The following is a 16,012-nucleotide window of genomic DNA, read 5'->3' as shown; positions in this document are numbered from 1 at the left end:
CGACGGTTTCTCGACAGCCGGGTCGGGCCGTCGTATCGGTAGTTGGGGTCATCTTACTTCCGAATAGGACGGTCGGCCTTATAATTCCGTTCAGGAAAATTTTCGCAGTAAGAAAAACGCTGCCGCCGGTAAAATACGCCCTGCCGCTCGTGGGTTGCGCACCGTGAAATATTTTTAACGTGCGAAAACGGTTTCCCTCGTCGGCGACCAGAACCAACATGGAAGAGGAACTGGCGGACATCGAGTTTCTCGCACTCTCGACCAATCGGGTCACGGTACTTACGGTCCTCTCAGAGGGCGCACGGACGCGTCGCGAACTCGCAGACGCTACCGACGCCTCGCAAGCGACGATCGGTCGCATCCTCCACGACTTCGAGGAGCGTTCCTGGATCGAACGGGACGACGGCGAATACGTCGCGACGCCGACGGGCACGCTCGTCGCGGACGGGTTCGCGGAGATGCTCGACATCTTCGAAGTCGAGGCGAAACTTCGGGATGTCGTGGAGTACCTGCCGGCCGACGCGCTGGATTTCGACCTCCGGAATCTCGCGGCCGCGACCATCACGGTGCCGAGCCAGACGCGGCCGAACGCTCCGGTACAACGCGTCCTCGATCTCATCCGCGACGCCGACGACGTCCGCGTGTTCTCCCACGCGTTTAACGTGCAGAGTCTCACCGTCGTCGAAGAGCGAACGACCACCGGCGAGCAGACCTTCCAGGGCGTCTTCTCCCGGAACGTCCTCGACGCACTCGCCGAGGACTCCAGACTCCGTCGTCGACTCGCCTCGCTGCTCGAGACCGACGGCGCGGACGTACGGATCTGCGAGGAGGAGATTCCGCTCGCGGTGACCATCGCCGACGACGTCGTCCACCTCCTGCTGCGCGACGAGAACGGCGTCCTCCAGGCGTCGGTCGATACCGATGACCCGGCCGTAAAACAGTGGGCCGACGAGACCTTCGCTCGGTACCGGGACGCCGCGACCCCGCTCGATCCGGGAACCCTTGAGGAGGTTTGATCGCGGAGTCCCCGAGTTCGGCAAAGCGTCTCGGTCGATAGCGTCGAAAAGCGACGATCAGTCCGGTTCAGGAACTGTCGTAATTAGGCCGGACGGGGCCCAGCGGCCCCGCGTAGATACCGCCGCCTCCGAACGCGTCGTAGACCCTGATCGCGATGACGTTTTCACCACCGAAGTTGACGTTCTCGGCCGGCACCGAGTACTCTCTCGTCACCTGCCACGCCGTACTGAAACCGTCCTCAGGGAAAGCTCCGCTCTGGCCGATCGCGTTCCCGTTGAAGAACGTCTGGTCGACGTCGTCGATCTTGCCCACCGGTAGTATCAGGTCCTCTCCGTAGTCCTCCCAGGACTCGGGGATGGTGATCGTTTTTCGGTACCACCCGAAGACCTGATCCTCGGTGTACCCCGAGTGGTCTTCCCAGCTCGCAGGGAGTTCGACACGCTCCCAGTCGCCGTCGTCGTAGTCGGGGGCCGCCCAGGCCGCGTCGTCGCCCCTGTGGAACAGCCAGGCGGAGGAGAGCGGCATCGCCGGTAGGATTCGGATCGTCTGCGCCGGGAGCGCCTCGTCCAGCGACCGCCCGATTCGAATCTCGTGATCGCCGGACGAGAGATAGGGTAGCTCGAACTGCATGGTGCTCTCGCTCTCGCCGGGGGCCAGCCGGACGAACGAGGCCTCGACTTCCTCGCCGTCGATGAAGACGCTCAGCTCCTCCCCGCCGATGACCGACCCGGAGTTCGTCCCCGAGATTCCGACGCTGATCGACTGCCCGGAGACTCCGACCTCCGGCGCTTCGAAGGAGACGTATTCCTGCTCGGGCGGTTCGTAGTCGGGAAGCTCCTTCATGTCCGTCGCGTTCACGGGCCGCAGTCGGATCGCTTGTCCGCCGCTGGCGGCCATCGAGGCGAGGACGGTCGAGTTCGGGTCGACGATCTGCTCGTCGGCCCACACGTCAGTGGGGTTCTCGTCGTAGCGGGCGTCGCTTCCGTCGGAGTAAATCTCGGCGACGTGCTTCGGGCCCTCTGCCCCGCCGTTCTTCCCGAGGTTGAGGAAGTCCAGCGGAACGTCGACGGCGCGACCGTCCCCGTTGGTCATCGCACCGACGTACCACTCGTCGGCCTTCCGTCGAGCGGTAACGATGTACTCCCCTATTTCGGCATCGACGACGACCGTGTCGTCCCAGCCGCCTGCGGGTACTTTCTCGAGGAACTCGAACTCGGTCTCCGTCTCGAAGTTCTCGTTCCCCGGAGTATATCCCGCATAGCTGTCCGGAATCGGCGATTCAACGCCGCTCTCCGTGACGGCTACCGTGTTGAGGTTGAACCCGCCGACGTCGCCGGTGAACGTCTCCCCGGAGTCGTCGTAGTGCAGTTCAATGGCGATAGCGTTCTCGCCCTCGGTGAGTTCGACCTGCGTCGTGAACACCTGCCAGTCGTCCCAGTACTCCGTGAACGACGGGTTGATCGTCTCGGTCGAATCGTTCACCCGGAGGGTTGCTCGCGTCTCGCCGGCTTCGACCACTCGGGGCGAGTTCTCTTCGGGCGCGCTGGCGTACCGAAGGTGTAGGTCGTACGTCCCGTCGGACGGCACGTCCGTGACCATCCACGAGACCGAAGAACCAGACGGCACCCGACCCGGGTCGACCGCGACGTAGTTGGTCCCGAACGCGTTGCGCCACTCGTCGCCCGTGACGAACCCGTCGAGGTCTCCGCTAGCCGCCTGCAGGAGTTCACCGACCGACAGTTCCGGATTGATGTAGGCCTCGATGCGGTCGGCGGCCATCTGCAGTCCGGCGTTGTAGTTCGGATACATCGCGAGCTGTTTCGCCCTGGTCGTCTGAATCTGCCCGCCGGTGTCGTCGTTGAAGGTTATATCGAAGATCCCCGGCTGGTAACTCGCCGGGCCGGCCAGCATCCGGGTGAACGGCAGCGTGACGTGGTGGTCTCGACCGACGTCCGAGCCGAGCGCACCGAAGCCGTCGTACTCCTGTGCTTTGACCGTTTCAGTGGACGCCAGGTTTGGATACGTGCGGCGTTTCCCGGTGGGTTTGTCGGCTTCGTGGCGCTCCAGCAACTGTCTGTTTCCGGCCGCTTCCCGTGCGACCAGTTCGTGGTGGTTGACCGCGATCTGACAGTGGTGGTTGATTGTCGCCGTCCCGCCGTCTCCCTCGTGGCCGATTCCGTCGTCGTTGACGTAGCCGTTCTTGATGCTCCGGATATCGTTGTTCTCATAGTACCGGAAGATGTCGTCGTTCAGGATCTGGTCCTCGTAGGTGACGAGGTTCCCGGCCGTCTCGTTGTGGGCGGTCATCTCGACGCTCGGTGTGAGCGACTGCCCATAGTCGGTAACCTCGGCCAAGTCGAAGTCCGGATACGACTGGTCGAAGTCCATCGTCACCTCGGAACCGGGGAAGCTGTCCCAGCCCTGGTTCCATCCCTCGACGAGCACGCTATCGATGTCGTTCTCGCTGGCGAACTGCATGTATCGCTTCATCCGCTCGGTGCGGGCACCGTGAACGTACGCCGCCGGGTCGTTCCCATTCGCCTCTATCTCAGCGTCGGGTTTGTACTCCCAGTGGGCGTTCCCTGCGATCATCGTCCACCAGATGCCGACGTACTTCCTGGGTGTAATCCAGCTCGTGTCGGGTTCGCCGTCGACGGTCGGCAGGACCGATTCGTCCAGTTCGTCGTTGAGGAGCGGAATCAGCGACGATTCCACGAGGTCGCTCGGACTCGTTCCGAGCTGTATCGTCCGCCAGGGAGTCACTGCCGGGGTTTTGGTCGACACCTTCGTTCCGTCGGGGAGTGGCGCGAGTTCCGCCGCGAAGTCCGTCGCACCGTCGTCAGATCGGGGAGCAAGCGACATCGTCGCGTAGTCCGTGAGGTCCGCTTCGTGGATACTCAGGTACGCGTCCTCGCCGGCCTTGACGGTGAACGGCGTGTGCGCACCGTTTCGGATGGTGTTGTCGTTCGGTCGGATGGTTCGCGTGCCGGATTCGACGCTGCTGAGCTTCGTCTCCTGGTACTCCTGCTCGAACCGGGGATTGACGAACTCGTTTCTGATCCACCAGGCCGTGTAGTCACCGGCGAAGTTGAACTGGGTGTTCTCGGAGGTGATGACAGCGTTTCCGCTGTTGCTGGCAAAACCGTCGTTGAGTGCGAACCGGAATCCCAATCCGTCGTTGAACACGCGAATCTCCAGATTCGCTTCTCGACTCGGCGCGCTCGTCTCGGCCAACCCGACGCGGAGGAACGTGTAGTCCTCCGAGATGGTGGCGTACTGGTCCCACAGTGGATTCCACGTTTCGGTGGACGTACCGGTTTCACTGCCCGTTATCGTGATATTCGTGCCAGCTGTACCCTCTGTCGCGGCGCCGAACGTCGGCTGGTTCTGGAATTCGAAGCCCAGCGTCGAGGATTGGAGGTACGTCGTCTCGTTGAACGAGACGGTGTAGGCAGATACGTCTCCGGAAACGTCGAGCGTAACCCCTTATATTCCCTACCTTATGGTTGAAATATTAGTTCTCGGTCGTCGCTGGAAGTCCCGGCGGGCGGGGGAGCGGAGACGAGGCCCGATATCTCGACGATACGCTTATCTCTCTATTTACCGCTAGCCCGAGACGAGAATGAGTCTCGAAAAGCTCTCCGACCAACCGCTCTTTACCGGGGACGGTCCCACTCACGAAGCTACTTTCCGGTCGCTCGTCGAGTACGGGAGACCGGTTGCACGCTTCGACCGCCCGCGGGCCACTTCCCCGACGACGCTCGGGGTTGTCTCGGATCCCCACATAGCAGTCGACGCGAGTGGAACGTGGAAAATGTACCACCGGTCGCGAGAGCGGTTTCGAGAGACGCTGGTCGCTCTCGAGCGTGAAGAGGTCGACGCGCTCGTCATCACTGGCGACCTCACGAAGGACGGTGAGGAGCGCAACCTCGACTGGATGCAGTCCGTGCTCGACGACGTCCCCATGGTCGTCGTTCCCGGTAACCACGACGTCAAGGAAGTGAGCGTCGAGCGCTTCGAGAGACGGTTCACGGAGAACGGATTTCCGATACGCAAGCGTCTCGACGGTCTCGACGTTCTCGGACTGAACAGTGCGATGACTCCAGGGACCGGTGACGTCGAACGGGGCGTCGTATCGGACGCGCAACTCGATTGGTTAGAGGAGACGCTTCCGACAGCGACTGACCCTATCGTAGTCACGCACCACAACCTGCCGGGACTCCACGACCACATCGGCGGGCACGGGTGGACACCCTATCCGCCGGTCGGAAACGCCGACGCGCTCCTGGACGTCCTCTCGTGTCACGACGTCCCGTTGCATCTGTCGGGGCACGTCCACCTCCTTTCGCTCCTCTGGAACAGCGGCGTTCGTGGCTTCGTTGCTCCGCCGCTCTCCTCGTTCCCCCAGGCGTACGCGCTACTCGACGTCGACGCTTCCGGCACGACCGTTCGCTGTCGGACCGCCGCGAGCCAGGAAGACATCGAAGAAGCGTACGCTGACTCGCAGGCGCACTCCGTTCGCAGTGGGGTCATCGCCAGACTGAACGCGAAACAGCTCCGCAGTCTCCCTCTCGTCGACGAACGAGTCGACGCTGCCGACGATATACGGTCGATCCATCGGCAGTAACGGTGGTCGGTCGACCGAGGAGATTCCGGACGACCGCCGCGGTCTCGGAATCGGGGTACGTTAAAATGCGCCCTCGATGAGACGTACCGCCGACCTCACGGGCTGTACTCGGGTGATTGCTCGATCGTGTCTGCGGCGATATCTAACTGTTCCCCAATCGTCGCGTAGAGATCGTCCAACGTCACGATTCCCGTCAGTTTGTCTTCGTCATCGACGACGGGGATCCGCCGAACGTTGTGCTCACTGATGGTCCGGGAGATCTCCATTGCTTCTTCGTCTTCGTGAAGCGTCACCGGGTCCTCAGACATGACCGACTGCACCTGTTTACCCCCGACGTCGCCCTCCTCGTTGACGGCCAGCGCCACGTCCCGGTCCGTGACGATGCCGACTGGTTTATGGCCTTCGGCGACGACGATCGCCCCGACGTTCTCCGCAGATAGGGGTAAATATTTTGCCCTCTCGTAGCATTTACAACGTATAATATTCGCTACTCAACGGGAGCGTGTTTTTGTCAGCTCCGAACGTTCACGTTCCGGATCAGTGCTCATCCGAGCGAGAGATGGGCGTCGATTGCGAATCCCGTGGATAGCAACTACCCGCCGGTCCCGGCGCAACTCGTCCCGACGCTCGTCCGGAACGAGCCAGTCGAGGTAGCGGTACCCGATCCGGTTCCAACGTCGTGACGAGGGACCCTTCGAACGTCGTTCGCACGAGGAGATACGAGTCGGGATTCACCTGCTTGCATCGTCGATACGCATCTGACCCGATAGGGATGGAGCCAGCACCGGTGAGTGTTGTCCAGAGAGGCACGCTTATACGAAGTCTAGCCAAACGAGGAAGCATGTCGAACGACGTTCGCGTCACCGTCTGGAACGAGTACGTCCACGAGCAAGAGAACGAGACGGTCGCCGAGATATACCCCGACGGCATTCATGCTGTCGTCGCCGATGCGCTCCGCGAGGGCGGGTTCGACGTCGAGACCGCAACGCTACACGAACCCGAACACGGACTCTCCGAGGAGGTCCTCGACGAGACCGACGTCCTCACGTGGTGGGGGCATGCTGCCCACGACGAGGTCGATGACGCGGTCGTCGAGCGGGTGAAGTCCCACGTCCTCGACGGAATGGGGCTCGTCGTGATGCACTCGGGGCACTTCTCCAAGATATTTCGTGAACTGATGGGGACTAGCTGTGCGCTGAAGTGGCGTGAAGCCGCCGAGACCGAGCGGCTCTGGGTAACGAATCCCGCTCACCCGATTGCCGACGGCGTCGACGAGTACATCGAAGTTCCCGACGCCGAGATGTACGGCGAGCACTTCGACATTCCCGAACCTGACTCGCTCGTCTTCACCTCCTGGTTCGAAGGAGGCGAGGTGTTCCGGTCGGGTTGTTGCTACTATCGCGGCGAGGGTCGGATTTTCTACTTCCGACCGGGCCACGAAGCGTATCCCGTCTATCACCAAGACGAGATTCGACAGGTGCTCCGCAACGCCTGCGAGTGGGCTACGCCGAACGAGGATGGACCGGAGGTCGTCCGTGGGAACCACACCGCCATCGAGGAAATCGACGCGTCGGACGACCGGACAGTCCACTGAATCGTCGGTCGACGAAAGTAGCCTCTCCTCCTTCGACGCTCCCGGCAGACGCTACACTGGACGGGAACCGAACGGAAGCGGCCAGCAGTACCGGACCCCGTTCTGGCAGCGATCGGAGCGGTCGGAATCAGTCCCCCTCTATCGGATTGCGGGCGACGAGGTCGTATTCGGTCGACCGAAAGTTGTGTTTGAACAATAATCATGGCTTACTACGGCGGCGTCGTACCCCCGACCAGGGGTAGAGGAAATGACACGCAACGACCCGTTCGACGGGTATCAAGGCGGGATTTTCTCGAATCGATCGGCGTCGTCGGGACTGTGGTGGGCATCGGCGGCGTCACAGTCGGACAGGAGACGACCGTCGAGGAAGAAACGACGGCCGCCGAGACACGAGACGCGATACCGATTCTCCTCGGCGGCGAGGGGAGCCACTGGCTCGGTTTCGCACCGGAGCCGGTTCACGGGGAGGAGAACCCGAGGCTCTCGCTACGGACGGGCCAGAAGTACGAAATCACGTGGATGGATCTGGACGGCGTCTCGTCATCACGAGAGAGCTTCGCTCTCTCGAACGACCCCGAGGCACTCGCCCTACTCAGCCTGTAGAAAGTGACTCTGCGACCGAGCAGGGCGCGACCGTCTCCGTGACGTTCACTGCCGACGAGGCGATGGCCGAGTACTACTGCGAGTACCACCCCCCAGGACATGCGCGGCGACGTGGAACTGGGGACCGGATTCGAGACATCGACGACGGGCACGGCAACCGAGACGACAACTGAGGAAGACGGCGGGGGCTACTACGACGCCTGACGGCGAAGACGACCGAGACACGTCACGTTCTCGCCCACTCGACGTTTCCGCCGTCTTCAAGGGAGAAACAGCAAGTCTACGGTGGACGACAGCTTCGTGACCCGACGCTAGCTGATGCCCTAACCAGAACTACGAGTCGTTTTATCGGAGAGTGGAGACGAAAGTCAGCGAAATCCTTATTGAACGAACGAACAGTTGACCGGGTATGGTCGTCGGTATGGCACAAGAGCTGACAGTAATCTTCCTGAGTCTCGTCGACGATCTCGCACTCGTCCTTTCGGGAGGACTCGACGACTCCCTGCTATTTTCGAGTGGATTCGGTGCCTTCACTCATCCCGTTCGTCAAAAGGTTCTGGTGCTCCTCGCCGACGACGGGTCACTGACTCGGGCAGAACTCGCGGAGAAGCTCGTGCGAGACGAGGACGTTTCCTACGAGCGCGTCGAGCGTATGGAGGTGGCCCTGCATCACAACCATCTCCCGAAACTGGAAGACTACCAGTATATCGAGTACGATGCCCGGAACGGTGACGTGGTCCTCTGGGAGGACCCGGAGACGGTGAGGGGATTACTCGATTCGAAACGACCGGACGCGTAGGATTGGCACTCTGTGCCGCTGCAAACGACGGAGGCGCAATACCGGTTGTGATGCGTTTACCTTCCCCGTAATTACGCGACACAGAAGTACGGTCTAGGTTTCTAGAATTTCGATCAGGTTCCCGTCGGGGTCTCGTAGGAAGAAAATCCGCGTTCCGCTTTCGGTCGTCTGTGGTTCGCTGATCGTTTCGACGTCGTCCGGGAGATTCGCGTAGAACTGGTCGATGTCGTCCGTTTTCAGTCCGAGGTGTTTCGCCCCGTCGTCGTACACCTCTCCGCCGCTCACGTCGTCGCCGTCGGTTTCGTACTCGACAAGTTCGATACGCGCCGTGTCGGCCGCGAGATGTGCGAAATGACCAGTGGCCGTTTCGTCGTCGATAGCCGTCGCGAGCGCATCGCCGGAGAGCGTGTACTGGTCGATAACGTCGAATCCGAGCGCATTACGGTAGAACTCCACTAAGCGGTCACGGTCGGTTACCGAAACACCGTGGTGGTGTAGACTGGGTTGTCCCATGTTTCTACCACCATCCCCGAGTTCAAAACTCTTGGTCCGACGTCTCGAAGGTAACCGCCAGCCCTCTCGAACTACGCCGGGAATTCGGGGGGGCCACACTCCATGACGATGTCACTCGCTGGGAGCTGACTTTCCGTGGGCCACGTCGTCGAACGAAAGCCGGAAGGGCCATCCGGGAAACTGTTCGGCGTCCGGGGCGGTCGGATCCTCGTTCCACGGCCAACATTCGATCGTGAACCGTTCGGCTTCGTGGTCGACGTGCACGAGTCCGTACCCCTCACGCTTCCACGTTCGGTCGCCGATACTCCGCGTTTGCCCGTCGACGCGCTGCCGGAACCGCTCGTACGAAATCGTCGGGTTTGCGGCGGCCAGTACCTGAATCTTGTTTCCGAACGCGTCGGTGAAATGTCCCGTGTTCGGTTCGCCAGTACCGTGGGGAAGCTGTCGCGACGGTTCGAACCAGCGCTGGAAGAGAGTTCCGCCTGCGGGACCGGTGAACTCGACGACGCCGTCCGTGTGGGTGTCGATACCGTGGCGAACCAGCGTCGAGAGGTGACGGTCACCCGACAGTACGAGCGCTCCAGCGTCACGCAACAGTCTGACGGCGTCGTCCCGACCATCCTTCGGGAAGCCGTTGGAGTCGAGGTCCTTGTTCGGCCGTCCTTCCGGCGTCGTCTCTATACACGCGAAGGGCACCTGGGTGAGACACATTCGCGCCGGTCCGCTGGCGATACGGGTTCCCCACTCGTGCAGGAATCGCCGTTGTCGCCTCCCGAGCAACTGCCGGTCCCCGGGCTTCTTCGGCGGCGATTTGAACTTTCGACCTTCCACGATCGCGAAGTCGACGCCACCGTAACGGAACGCGCCGTAGTAGACCGAGATCCCTCTTCGAACCGGAGTCGGATCGTACGGGTCGGGGTTGTGACAGCACTGCGTCCGGATGACGAGATTGATGAACTCGCTGGTACCGGCGTATCCGCCGCGGCGGTAGTGGTTGAAGGGCACGCTCTTGCCCTTCGCACCCCAGAGGTTCGACTGATACACGTCGTGGTCGTCGGTGAGCACCACTGTCGGCCTGTTACGCGTCAATCCTCGAAACGCCCACATCCAGAGATACCACTTGTACAGGTAATCCAGCGTCGGATCCTCGTCGTCCAGCCCGGTCATGGGGTTGTTCTGGTAGTACTGGTCCCCGGAGAAGACGAGGAGATCGGGGTCCTGTTTCCGGACGTTCTGCACTAACTCGTCGTGCGGAAAGTAGAAGTTGTCGGACGTGTAGCGGCCGAACTTGCTCGCCTGCTTCCGAGTGACCTGCTCGACGTCGCTGCTGGCAGCGCGCCGTCTTCGGCCTCGCTGGAACCCCCGGACGGTCGGTGCGAAGCAGCCCAGAAGGGCGATAGAACAGTCGCCGCTGGGTTCCGGATCTGCTCGAATCCGTCCGGAGTACGTCGTTCGTTCCCCCCTCCCGTCCCGGTAGACGATGCGATACTCCCAGCTACGCGTCGGGTCCCAGTCCTCGACGCGGAACAACGCCGCGTATCCGGTACCGACGTCGGCCGTCCCAGCGGTCGTCCACTCGTCGTCGGTATCGACGCGGCGGTACTGAAGTTCCGTCGTTCGCGGGTCGCTTGCACCGAGCGGCACGAACTGCGCGGATAGCCTGAGCACCGACCCGTTCAGCGAGTAGAGCGTCCCGGCGATCGGCCCGAACGTCCGGTCGGGAAGTCGGTCGATCTTCTCGCCCCCGGTTCGGAAGTCGCGAAACCACCAGCGCGTCCCGGCCTGTCCCGGCGACGAGACGAGTGCGATGCTCCCGAGCAGGTCCGTTTCGGGAACGTTGCGGCGTACCGTCTCCGAGAGCACGTCCTCGCTCTCCGCGTCGCGCGCGACGAGTCGTACGTCGAACCGTTCCTCCGCTACCGGAACGACGTCGACGTCGAGCCGAATTCGCCGGCCGGGAGTCACCCCCGTCGACTCGTCGGTCGGCGTTCGTCGTTCGGCCGGCAGTTCGGCGAACGCGAGGGGCGTCGTCGTGCTCGTGTGTTCACGGAATCGAGCGACCCCGTCGCGACCGAACGTGCACAGGAAGCCGCCGCCCGTTCCCGAACACTGCTGTGCCAGGGCCGCGGCGCGGTAGTCGAGCGACCGGTTGACCCCCAGGAGGAGTCCGCAGAACCCACCGGATTCGGTTCCGTCGGACCGACGGTCGGTATCGACGATACCGGCAGTGACGCTGATGCGACCCGGCGCGTTCCGGCGAACGAGTTCGCGCGTGAGGACGCCGACGGTGCGAACCGGGAGCTTCGAATCGCCCCGACGACACTCGATGCGACCGTCGTGGAGTCGCCAGTCCTGCAACCGATTCGTCCAGAACTGGTCGCCGATCCACGGCCGGGTGACGTCCTCCGGCAAGTCGGCGACCGGTTCGAGTCGGGCGCCGTCGGGAGAGTCGAGACGGCCCTCCTCGTCGTAGTCCAGTGACCGATCCAGCACCGCGTCCGCTCCCACGGCCGTGAACGAAACCGCCTGCAGGAAATCACGACGAGTGCCGCTCGATTCGCCCGCGTCGGTTGTGGTGGTCTCTCTGGTCATCGAATCGCTCCGGAGTGCTACTTCAGCTTCATGCGCTATGATACCGAGTCAGAAGTAGGTGATGACCACGACCGGGCGGGGCCGGAAGAACGCAATCAGTCGTCGTGTTTTACCGGGATTCTTTGTACTCGGCGACGGCGTCGTGTATTTCGCGTGCTTTGGTCCGTCCGTGAGCGAGTGGCGGTGTGATCACCGACCTGGTATCGCAACTTCGATTCCCTCGCGTCGTCGGAGTCGATATCGGAGAGAACGGCGAGAAGCATCCCGTCGGTACCCCGGTATTCGATGGAATCGTCGACCCTCTTCGAACGGAGGCCCTCCACCTTCGCGGAGATAATCCCGTGGGCGTCTGCTTTCTCGAGACGGAGATAGAGGGTCTCGAAGCTCATCGTTACCACATGGTCACGAACGGACTTAAATCGCCTTTATCGAGGACCGGCCTTCGAGCCTCGAAGCCGGGGTCGGAACCGCAGTCGTCGGCGAAAACGTCGGACGAGCGAGTAGACGTCGAGCTAGCGGTCTCGCGAACACATGACGTTTATCGTTTTTCGGCTCAGTGTATCCTCCATGACGATTTACGAGACGGAGGTTCCGGGAGTCGGACACAAGTTCGAACTCGAACTCGACGGGGACTCGCGGCTGGTCGTAATCATCCATCACGACGGAAAGCGGGAGGTCTATCTTCGCCCCGAAGAGAACGCGGACAGTCAGAAGCTGTTCGCCCTTCCCGGGAAGCGCGCCCGCCAGCTGGGGTCGATTCTCGAAGGTGCGTACTTCCAGCCCGTCGAGATGGACGAGATCCAGGTTCCCATGGGGGATGCGATCATCGAGTGGGTCGAAATCGACCCCGAGTCGACGTTAGCTGGGCAATCACTCCAGAAAGCGAACATCCGTGAGCGAACGGGCGTCTCCGTGCTCGCAATCCAGCGTGGCGACGAGACCATCGGCAATCCACAACCGGACACGGTCATCCAGGCGGACGACGTTCTCGTTACTCTCGGGATGCGGGACGAACAGCGGGCGTTCTCCGACCTCGTCGAACGAGTCGACGACCAGGACGCCTAAGAATGGCAGAGGTGTTGTTGCTTGAGGTCGGAATCGCACTCACCGGTATCGCCGTCGCTGGCACGTTGGCCAACCGAATCGGTCTCTCCGTCATCCCCGCCTACATACTCGTCGGCATCCTCATCGGCCCGAACGAACCGTCGTCCATCGCCGGGATATCGCTCACGCTCGTCGAAGACCGCGAGTTCATCGACGTCCTCGCCGAACTCGGTATCGTCTTCCTGCTGTTCTTTCTCGGCCTCGAGTTCAGCATCTCGCAACTGCTGAACGACCGAACGCGAATCGTGAAGGCCGGGACCGTCGACTTTCTCGTCAACTTCGGGCTCGGAATCGTTCTCGGCGTCGCGTTCGGGTTCTCGATAGTCGAGACGCTGTTCGTCGCGGGCATCGTGTATATCTCCTCGAGTGCGGTCATCACGAAGTCGCTGACGGAGAACGGATGGATCGCGAACCCGGAGAGCAGTCCGATACTCGGGACGTTAGTGTTCGAGGATATCCTCATCGCGATATATCTCGCGTTGTTGTCCGCGGTGGTCCTCGGCGGCGGTTCCGTCGTGGGTGCGTTGACCGCCGTCGGCACGGCGTTCGGCTTCCTCGGTGTCCTGACGATCGTTGCGTGGTACGGGGCCGAGACGGTGGAGCGAGCGTTCGACGTCCCGTCGGACGAACTGTTCCTGCTTCGCATCCTCGGGACGACGACGCTCGTCGCCGGCGTCGCGCTAGCCGTCGGACTGAGCGAAGCCGTCGCGGCGTTCTTCGTCGGGACGGCGTTCAGCAACACCGGTCACACCGAACGCATAGAGAACGTCGTCGCTCCCACCCGGGACTTCTTCGCCGCGGTGTTCTTCTTCGCGATCGGACTGACGACCGACGTGACCGTGCTCGGTGACGTCGTGCTCTTGCTCGCGAGTGCCGTCGTCCTGACGACCGTCGGGAAGGTCGCGAGCGGTACGCTCTCCGGTCGAGTGTACGACCTCGACGAGACGCGGTCGCTCCGCGTCGGACTGGGCCTGGTCCCGCGAGGGGAGTTCTCGCTCGTCATCGCGGCGTTGGCTGCCGGGTCGGGAACGGAGACGCTCCGGTCGGTGATTCCAGCGTTCGCCGTCGGTTACGTCTTAGTGATGAGTATTCTCGGAACGGTCCTGGTCCAGCACGCCGATGGGATTACCAACATAATCCACGGTGGACGTGGCAGCCTCTTCCCCGAGTAGTATGCCCGCGAGAAGCCCGGGAGTCTTCACACCGCACGCACCTGAATGACAGAGCTGAATACGGGATACGGCAGTCGAAGCCGTTCGGGACGTTACAGCGCCCGCCGCCGTGTAGTGAGTTCGTCAGTCAGCGTCCACGAAGACGTCGAGTGTCGCGTCGCTCCCTTCGGTCGTTATCGTCGCACCGACGTAGTTCCCGCTGGAATCGGTCTCGTACTCGACGTCCTGCACTGCCGTCCGGCCACGTCCGAACGCGAGTCGCGGTGAGCGAGCGTACGGCTTGTCGAACTCGACGGCGATCTCGTTACTGTCGGCGGAGGGCGAGAGATTGCGATGAACCCCCAGTGCTGGCGTGTGGTTCTGCACCTGCGACGAGGGAGCCGATATCTGCCAGGGTTGGGTGTCGTCCGCCCAGTTGTTCTCGTAGAGGTTCCTCGCTGCGCCGTCGGCCTCGGCGATGGCTGGTCCCTCAGTTTGACGAATCGTGTTCCCTCGTACGCGCGTCCCGACATCACGGACGAGAATCGCGGGGAGATTCTCGTCGGACTGCTGGTCGTCGTCCACGACGTAGTTGATTGCGACGTCGTTGCCCGACCGAGTAGATCGTGCGCCGCTCGTTTCGATTCCGTACGTCCCTGCTCGTTCGACGTAGTTCCCTCTGAGGGCGAGATTGGACGTTCGCTTGAGACGAATCCCGGCCTCGTTCGGCTCCGTTACGAGGTTGCCGTCGACCAGTCCGTTGGTTGCGTCGACGAGTCGGATACCCGTGATTCCTGGTCTGATGACGCTGTTTTGTTGAACGGTGACGTCTTCGATGTCACTGTCGATGTGGATGCCGTGGCCGCTGTAATCGTAGAGTTCGTTGTTCTTGATAGCGAGGTTCCGGCCCTTCGCGACGTCGACGGCGATGCCTGCGAACTTGGTCGTCTGCTCGGTGTGCAGTCCGGCGGTCTTCTGCAGGCTCACGTTGTTCTGGATGCTGATGTTCTGGAGCGCTTTCGGACCACGGACGTGACAGAACGACTTGTGCGAACCGAACCCGACGTTACCGAAGACGTTGACGTACCCCTTATTCGAGGCGGTCGGGGTGTTTCGAGCGACGCCGATGAGGCTCCCCTCGACGCTGTTACCGACGAGGTTGCCGAAGATGGAGACACTCTGTGCGGTACGGTTTTTGCCGTCGGGATACCAGAGATCGCAGGCGATCGGTCGATCGAGGCCGTTCGTGATGACGTTCCCGAACACCATGAGCCGTTTCCCGCCGAGCTGGATGCCCCGGTCACCGAACTCGTGGATTTGGTTGTTGAAGATGCGGACGTCCGAGCAGCGCGGCGTGACGCTGATGCCGCTCCCACCGTTGCCGTGTTTCCGCGGATGCGTTTCCCGAATCTGGTTCCGCGTGATCGTCACGTTCTCGGCGTTCCGGACGCTGATTCCGTGGAGTCGCTCGGCGCTACTGCTCTGGTTGGCCCTGTTGCCGTGATAGCCGATACCGCGAACGTCGATCTCTTGGCAGCGTTTGTGGTGGCCGATCCGAATACCACCGACGTTCGCCCCCATGGCGGGTTTGATGAGCGTCTGTATCCCTGGACCGACGACCGTCACGCCATCGACGTCGATATCGAGCCAGCTCGTCGTCCGGTAGGGCGCATTCTCGTCGGTGATGCGTATCGTGTCACCCCGTGAAAGGTCGTCGAAGGCCGCCTCGAGCTCTTCAGTCGTCGTGACGACCGTGATGTTTCCCGATTCGCTCGGCTCGTTCCCTGGCGTACTCTCCGTGGCGTTCGACGTCGGTTGCGTTGAAGTCATGAGATTACTACAGCCGGCAGTGATTCCCAGCGACGTCGCTAGCAGCGTACCGAATTCACGACGGGGAAGGTCGTCCACGGGCCAGCCAAGCATGGGCGACCCCGTATGTTCTTCGGCCGACGACCGGTGTGTCACGACGCGTGTCTGCATCGACCGAACGCCAATCCTTGAAATGACCAGCC

Annotated in this window: 11 protein-coding genes and 1 pseudogene; 7 read left to right on the top strand and 5 right to left on the bottom strand. The window is 62.0% G+C overall.

The features are described from left to right. Nucleotides 1–218: 218 nt before the first annotated feature. Entirely contained in the window at nucleotides 219–1,016 is a 798-nt protein-coding gene (locus tag ACRYA2_RS10080) for a helix-turn-helix transcriptional regulator (protein WP_433627254.1), read from the top strand. 67 nt (nucleotides 1,017–1,083) lie between these two features. Here the strand turns inward: ACRYA2_RS10080 and ACRYA2_RS10075 are convergent. Beyond that, nucleotides 1,084–4,500, bottom strand: a pseudogene (locus ACRYA2_RS10075) (glycoside hydrolase family 97 N-terminal domain-containing protein); the annotation flags it as partial. 139 nt (nucleotides 4,501–4,639) lie between these two features. Between ACRYA2_RS10075 and ACRYA2_RS10070 the strand changes: the two are divergent. Beyond that, nucleotides 4,640–5,644 (top strand): metallophosphoesterase family protein, encoded by a 1,005-nt coding sequence (locus ACRYA2_RS10070; protein ID WP_433627251.1) that lies wholly within the window; start codon nucleotides 4,640–4,642, stop codon nucleotides 5,642–5,644. A gap of 95 nt (nucleotides 5,645–5,739) precedes the next feature. Here the strand turns inward: ACRYA2_RS10070 and ACRYA2_RS10065 are convergent, their stop codons facing one another. After that, a complete protein-coding gene (locus tag ACRYA2_RS10065) occupies nucleotides 5,740–6,123 on the bottom strand; it encodes a CBS domain-containing protein (protein ID WP_433627770.1) in 384 nt (127 codons plus the stop codon). 362 nt (nucleotides 6,124–6,485) lie between these two features. On the opposite strand from ACRYA2_RS10065, the gene ACRYA2_RS10060 reads away from it, so the two are divergent. The 3 genes from ACRYA2_RS10060 to ACRYA2_RS10050 all read left to right on the top strand — a co-directional run bounded on the left by ACRYA2_RS10060 (nucleotide 6,486) and on the right by ACRYA2_RS10050 (nucleotide 8,640). Next, on the top strand, nucleotides 6,486–7,238 hold the full coding sequence (locus tag ACRYA2_RS10060) for a ThuA domain-containing protein (RefSeq protein ID WP_433627249.1): 753 nt from the start codon (nucleotides 6,486–6,488) through the stop codon (nucleotides 7,236–7,238). A 318-nt stretch (nucleotides 7,239–7,556) separates the two neighbouring features. Continuing rightward, on the top strand, nucleotides 7,557–7,841 hold the full coding sequence (locus ACRYA2_RS10055; RefSeq protein WP_433627247.1) for a hypothetical protein: 285 nt from the start codon (nucleotides 7,557–7,559) through the stop codon (nucleotides 7,839–7,841). A gap of 421 nt (nucleotides 7,842–8,262) precedes the next feature. Continuing rightward, nucleotides 8,263–8,640 (top strand): DUF7344 domain-containing protein, encoded by a 378-nt coding sequence (locus ACRYA2_RS10050; RefSeq protein WP_433627245.1) that lies wholly within the window; start codon nucleotides 8,263–8,265, stop codon nucleotides 8,638–8,640. 93 nt (nucleotides 8,641–8,733) lie between these two features. On the opposite strand, the gene ACRYA2_RS10045 is transcribed toward ACRYA2_RS10050, so the two are convergent. Together ACRYA2_RS10045 and ACRYA2_RS10040 are read right to left on the bottom strand one after the other, a co-directional pair. Beyond that, nucleotides 8,734–9,153, bottom strand: a complete 420-nt coding sequence (locus ACRYA2_RS10045; RefSeq protein WP_433627242.1) for a VOC family protein — start codon at nucleotides 9,151–9,153, stop codon at nucleotides 8,734–8,736. Nucleotides 9,154–9,264: 111 nt separating this feature from the next. Then, entirely contained in the window at nucleotides 9,265–11,745 is a 2,481-nt protein-coding gene (locus tag ACRYA2_RS10040) for an alkaline phosphatase D family protein (protein WP_433627239.1), read from the bottom strand. Nucleotides 11,746–12,312: 567 nt separating this feature from the next. Between ACRYA2_RS10040 and ACRYA2_RS10035 the strand changes: the two genes are divergently transcribed. Together ACRYA2_RS10035 and ACRYA2_RS10030 are read left to right on the top strand one after the other, a co-directional pair. Then, nucleotides 12,313–12,810 carry a cation:proton antiporter regulatory subunit gene (locus tag ACRYA2_RS10035; protein WP_433627237.1) on the top strand — a complete coding sequence of 166 codons (498 nt, stop codon included), beginning with the start codon at nucleotides 12,313–12,315 and terminating at the stop codon, nucleotides 12,808–12,810. Between the two features lie 2 nt (nucleotides 12,811–12,812). Then, nucleotides 12,813–14,021, top strand: coding sequence for a cation:proton antiporter (locus tag ACRYA2_RS10030; protein WP_433627235.1), 1,209 nt, complete (start codon nucleotides 12,813–12,815; stop codon nucleotides 14,019–14,021). A gap of 123 nt (nucleotides 14,022–14,144) precedes the next feature. On the opposite strand, the gene ACRYA2_RS10025 is transcribed toward ACRYA2_RS10030, so the two are convergent. Further along, nucleotides 14,145–15,830: a right-handed parallel beta-helix repeat-containing protein gene (locus ACRYA2_RS10025; protein WP_433627232.1), complete on the bottom strand. Its 1,686-nt coding sequence runs from the start codon at nucleotides 15,828–15,830 to the stop codon at nucleotides 14,145–14,147. Nucleotides 15,831–16,012: the final 182 nt, after the last annotated feature.

The organism is Halomicrococcus pelagicus, assembly GCF_050954125.1.
This window is presented reverse-complemented; position numbering and strand designations above follow the sequence as displayed.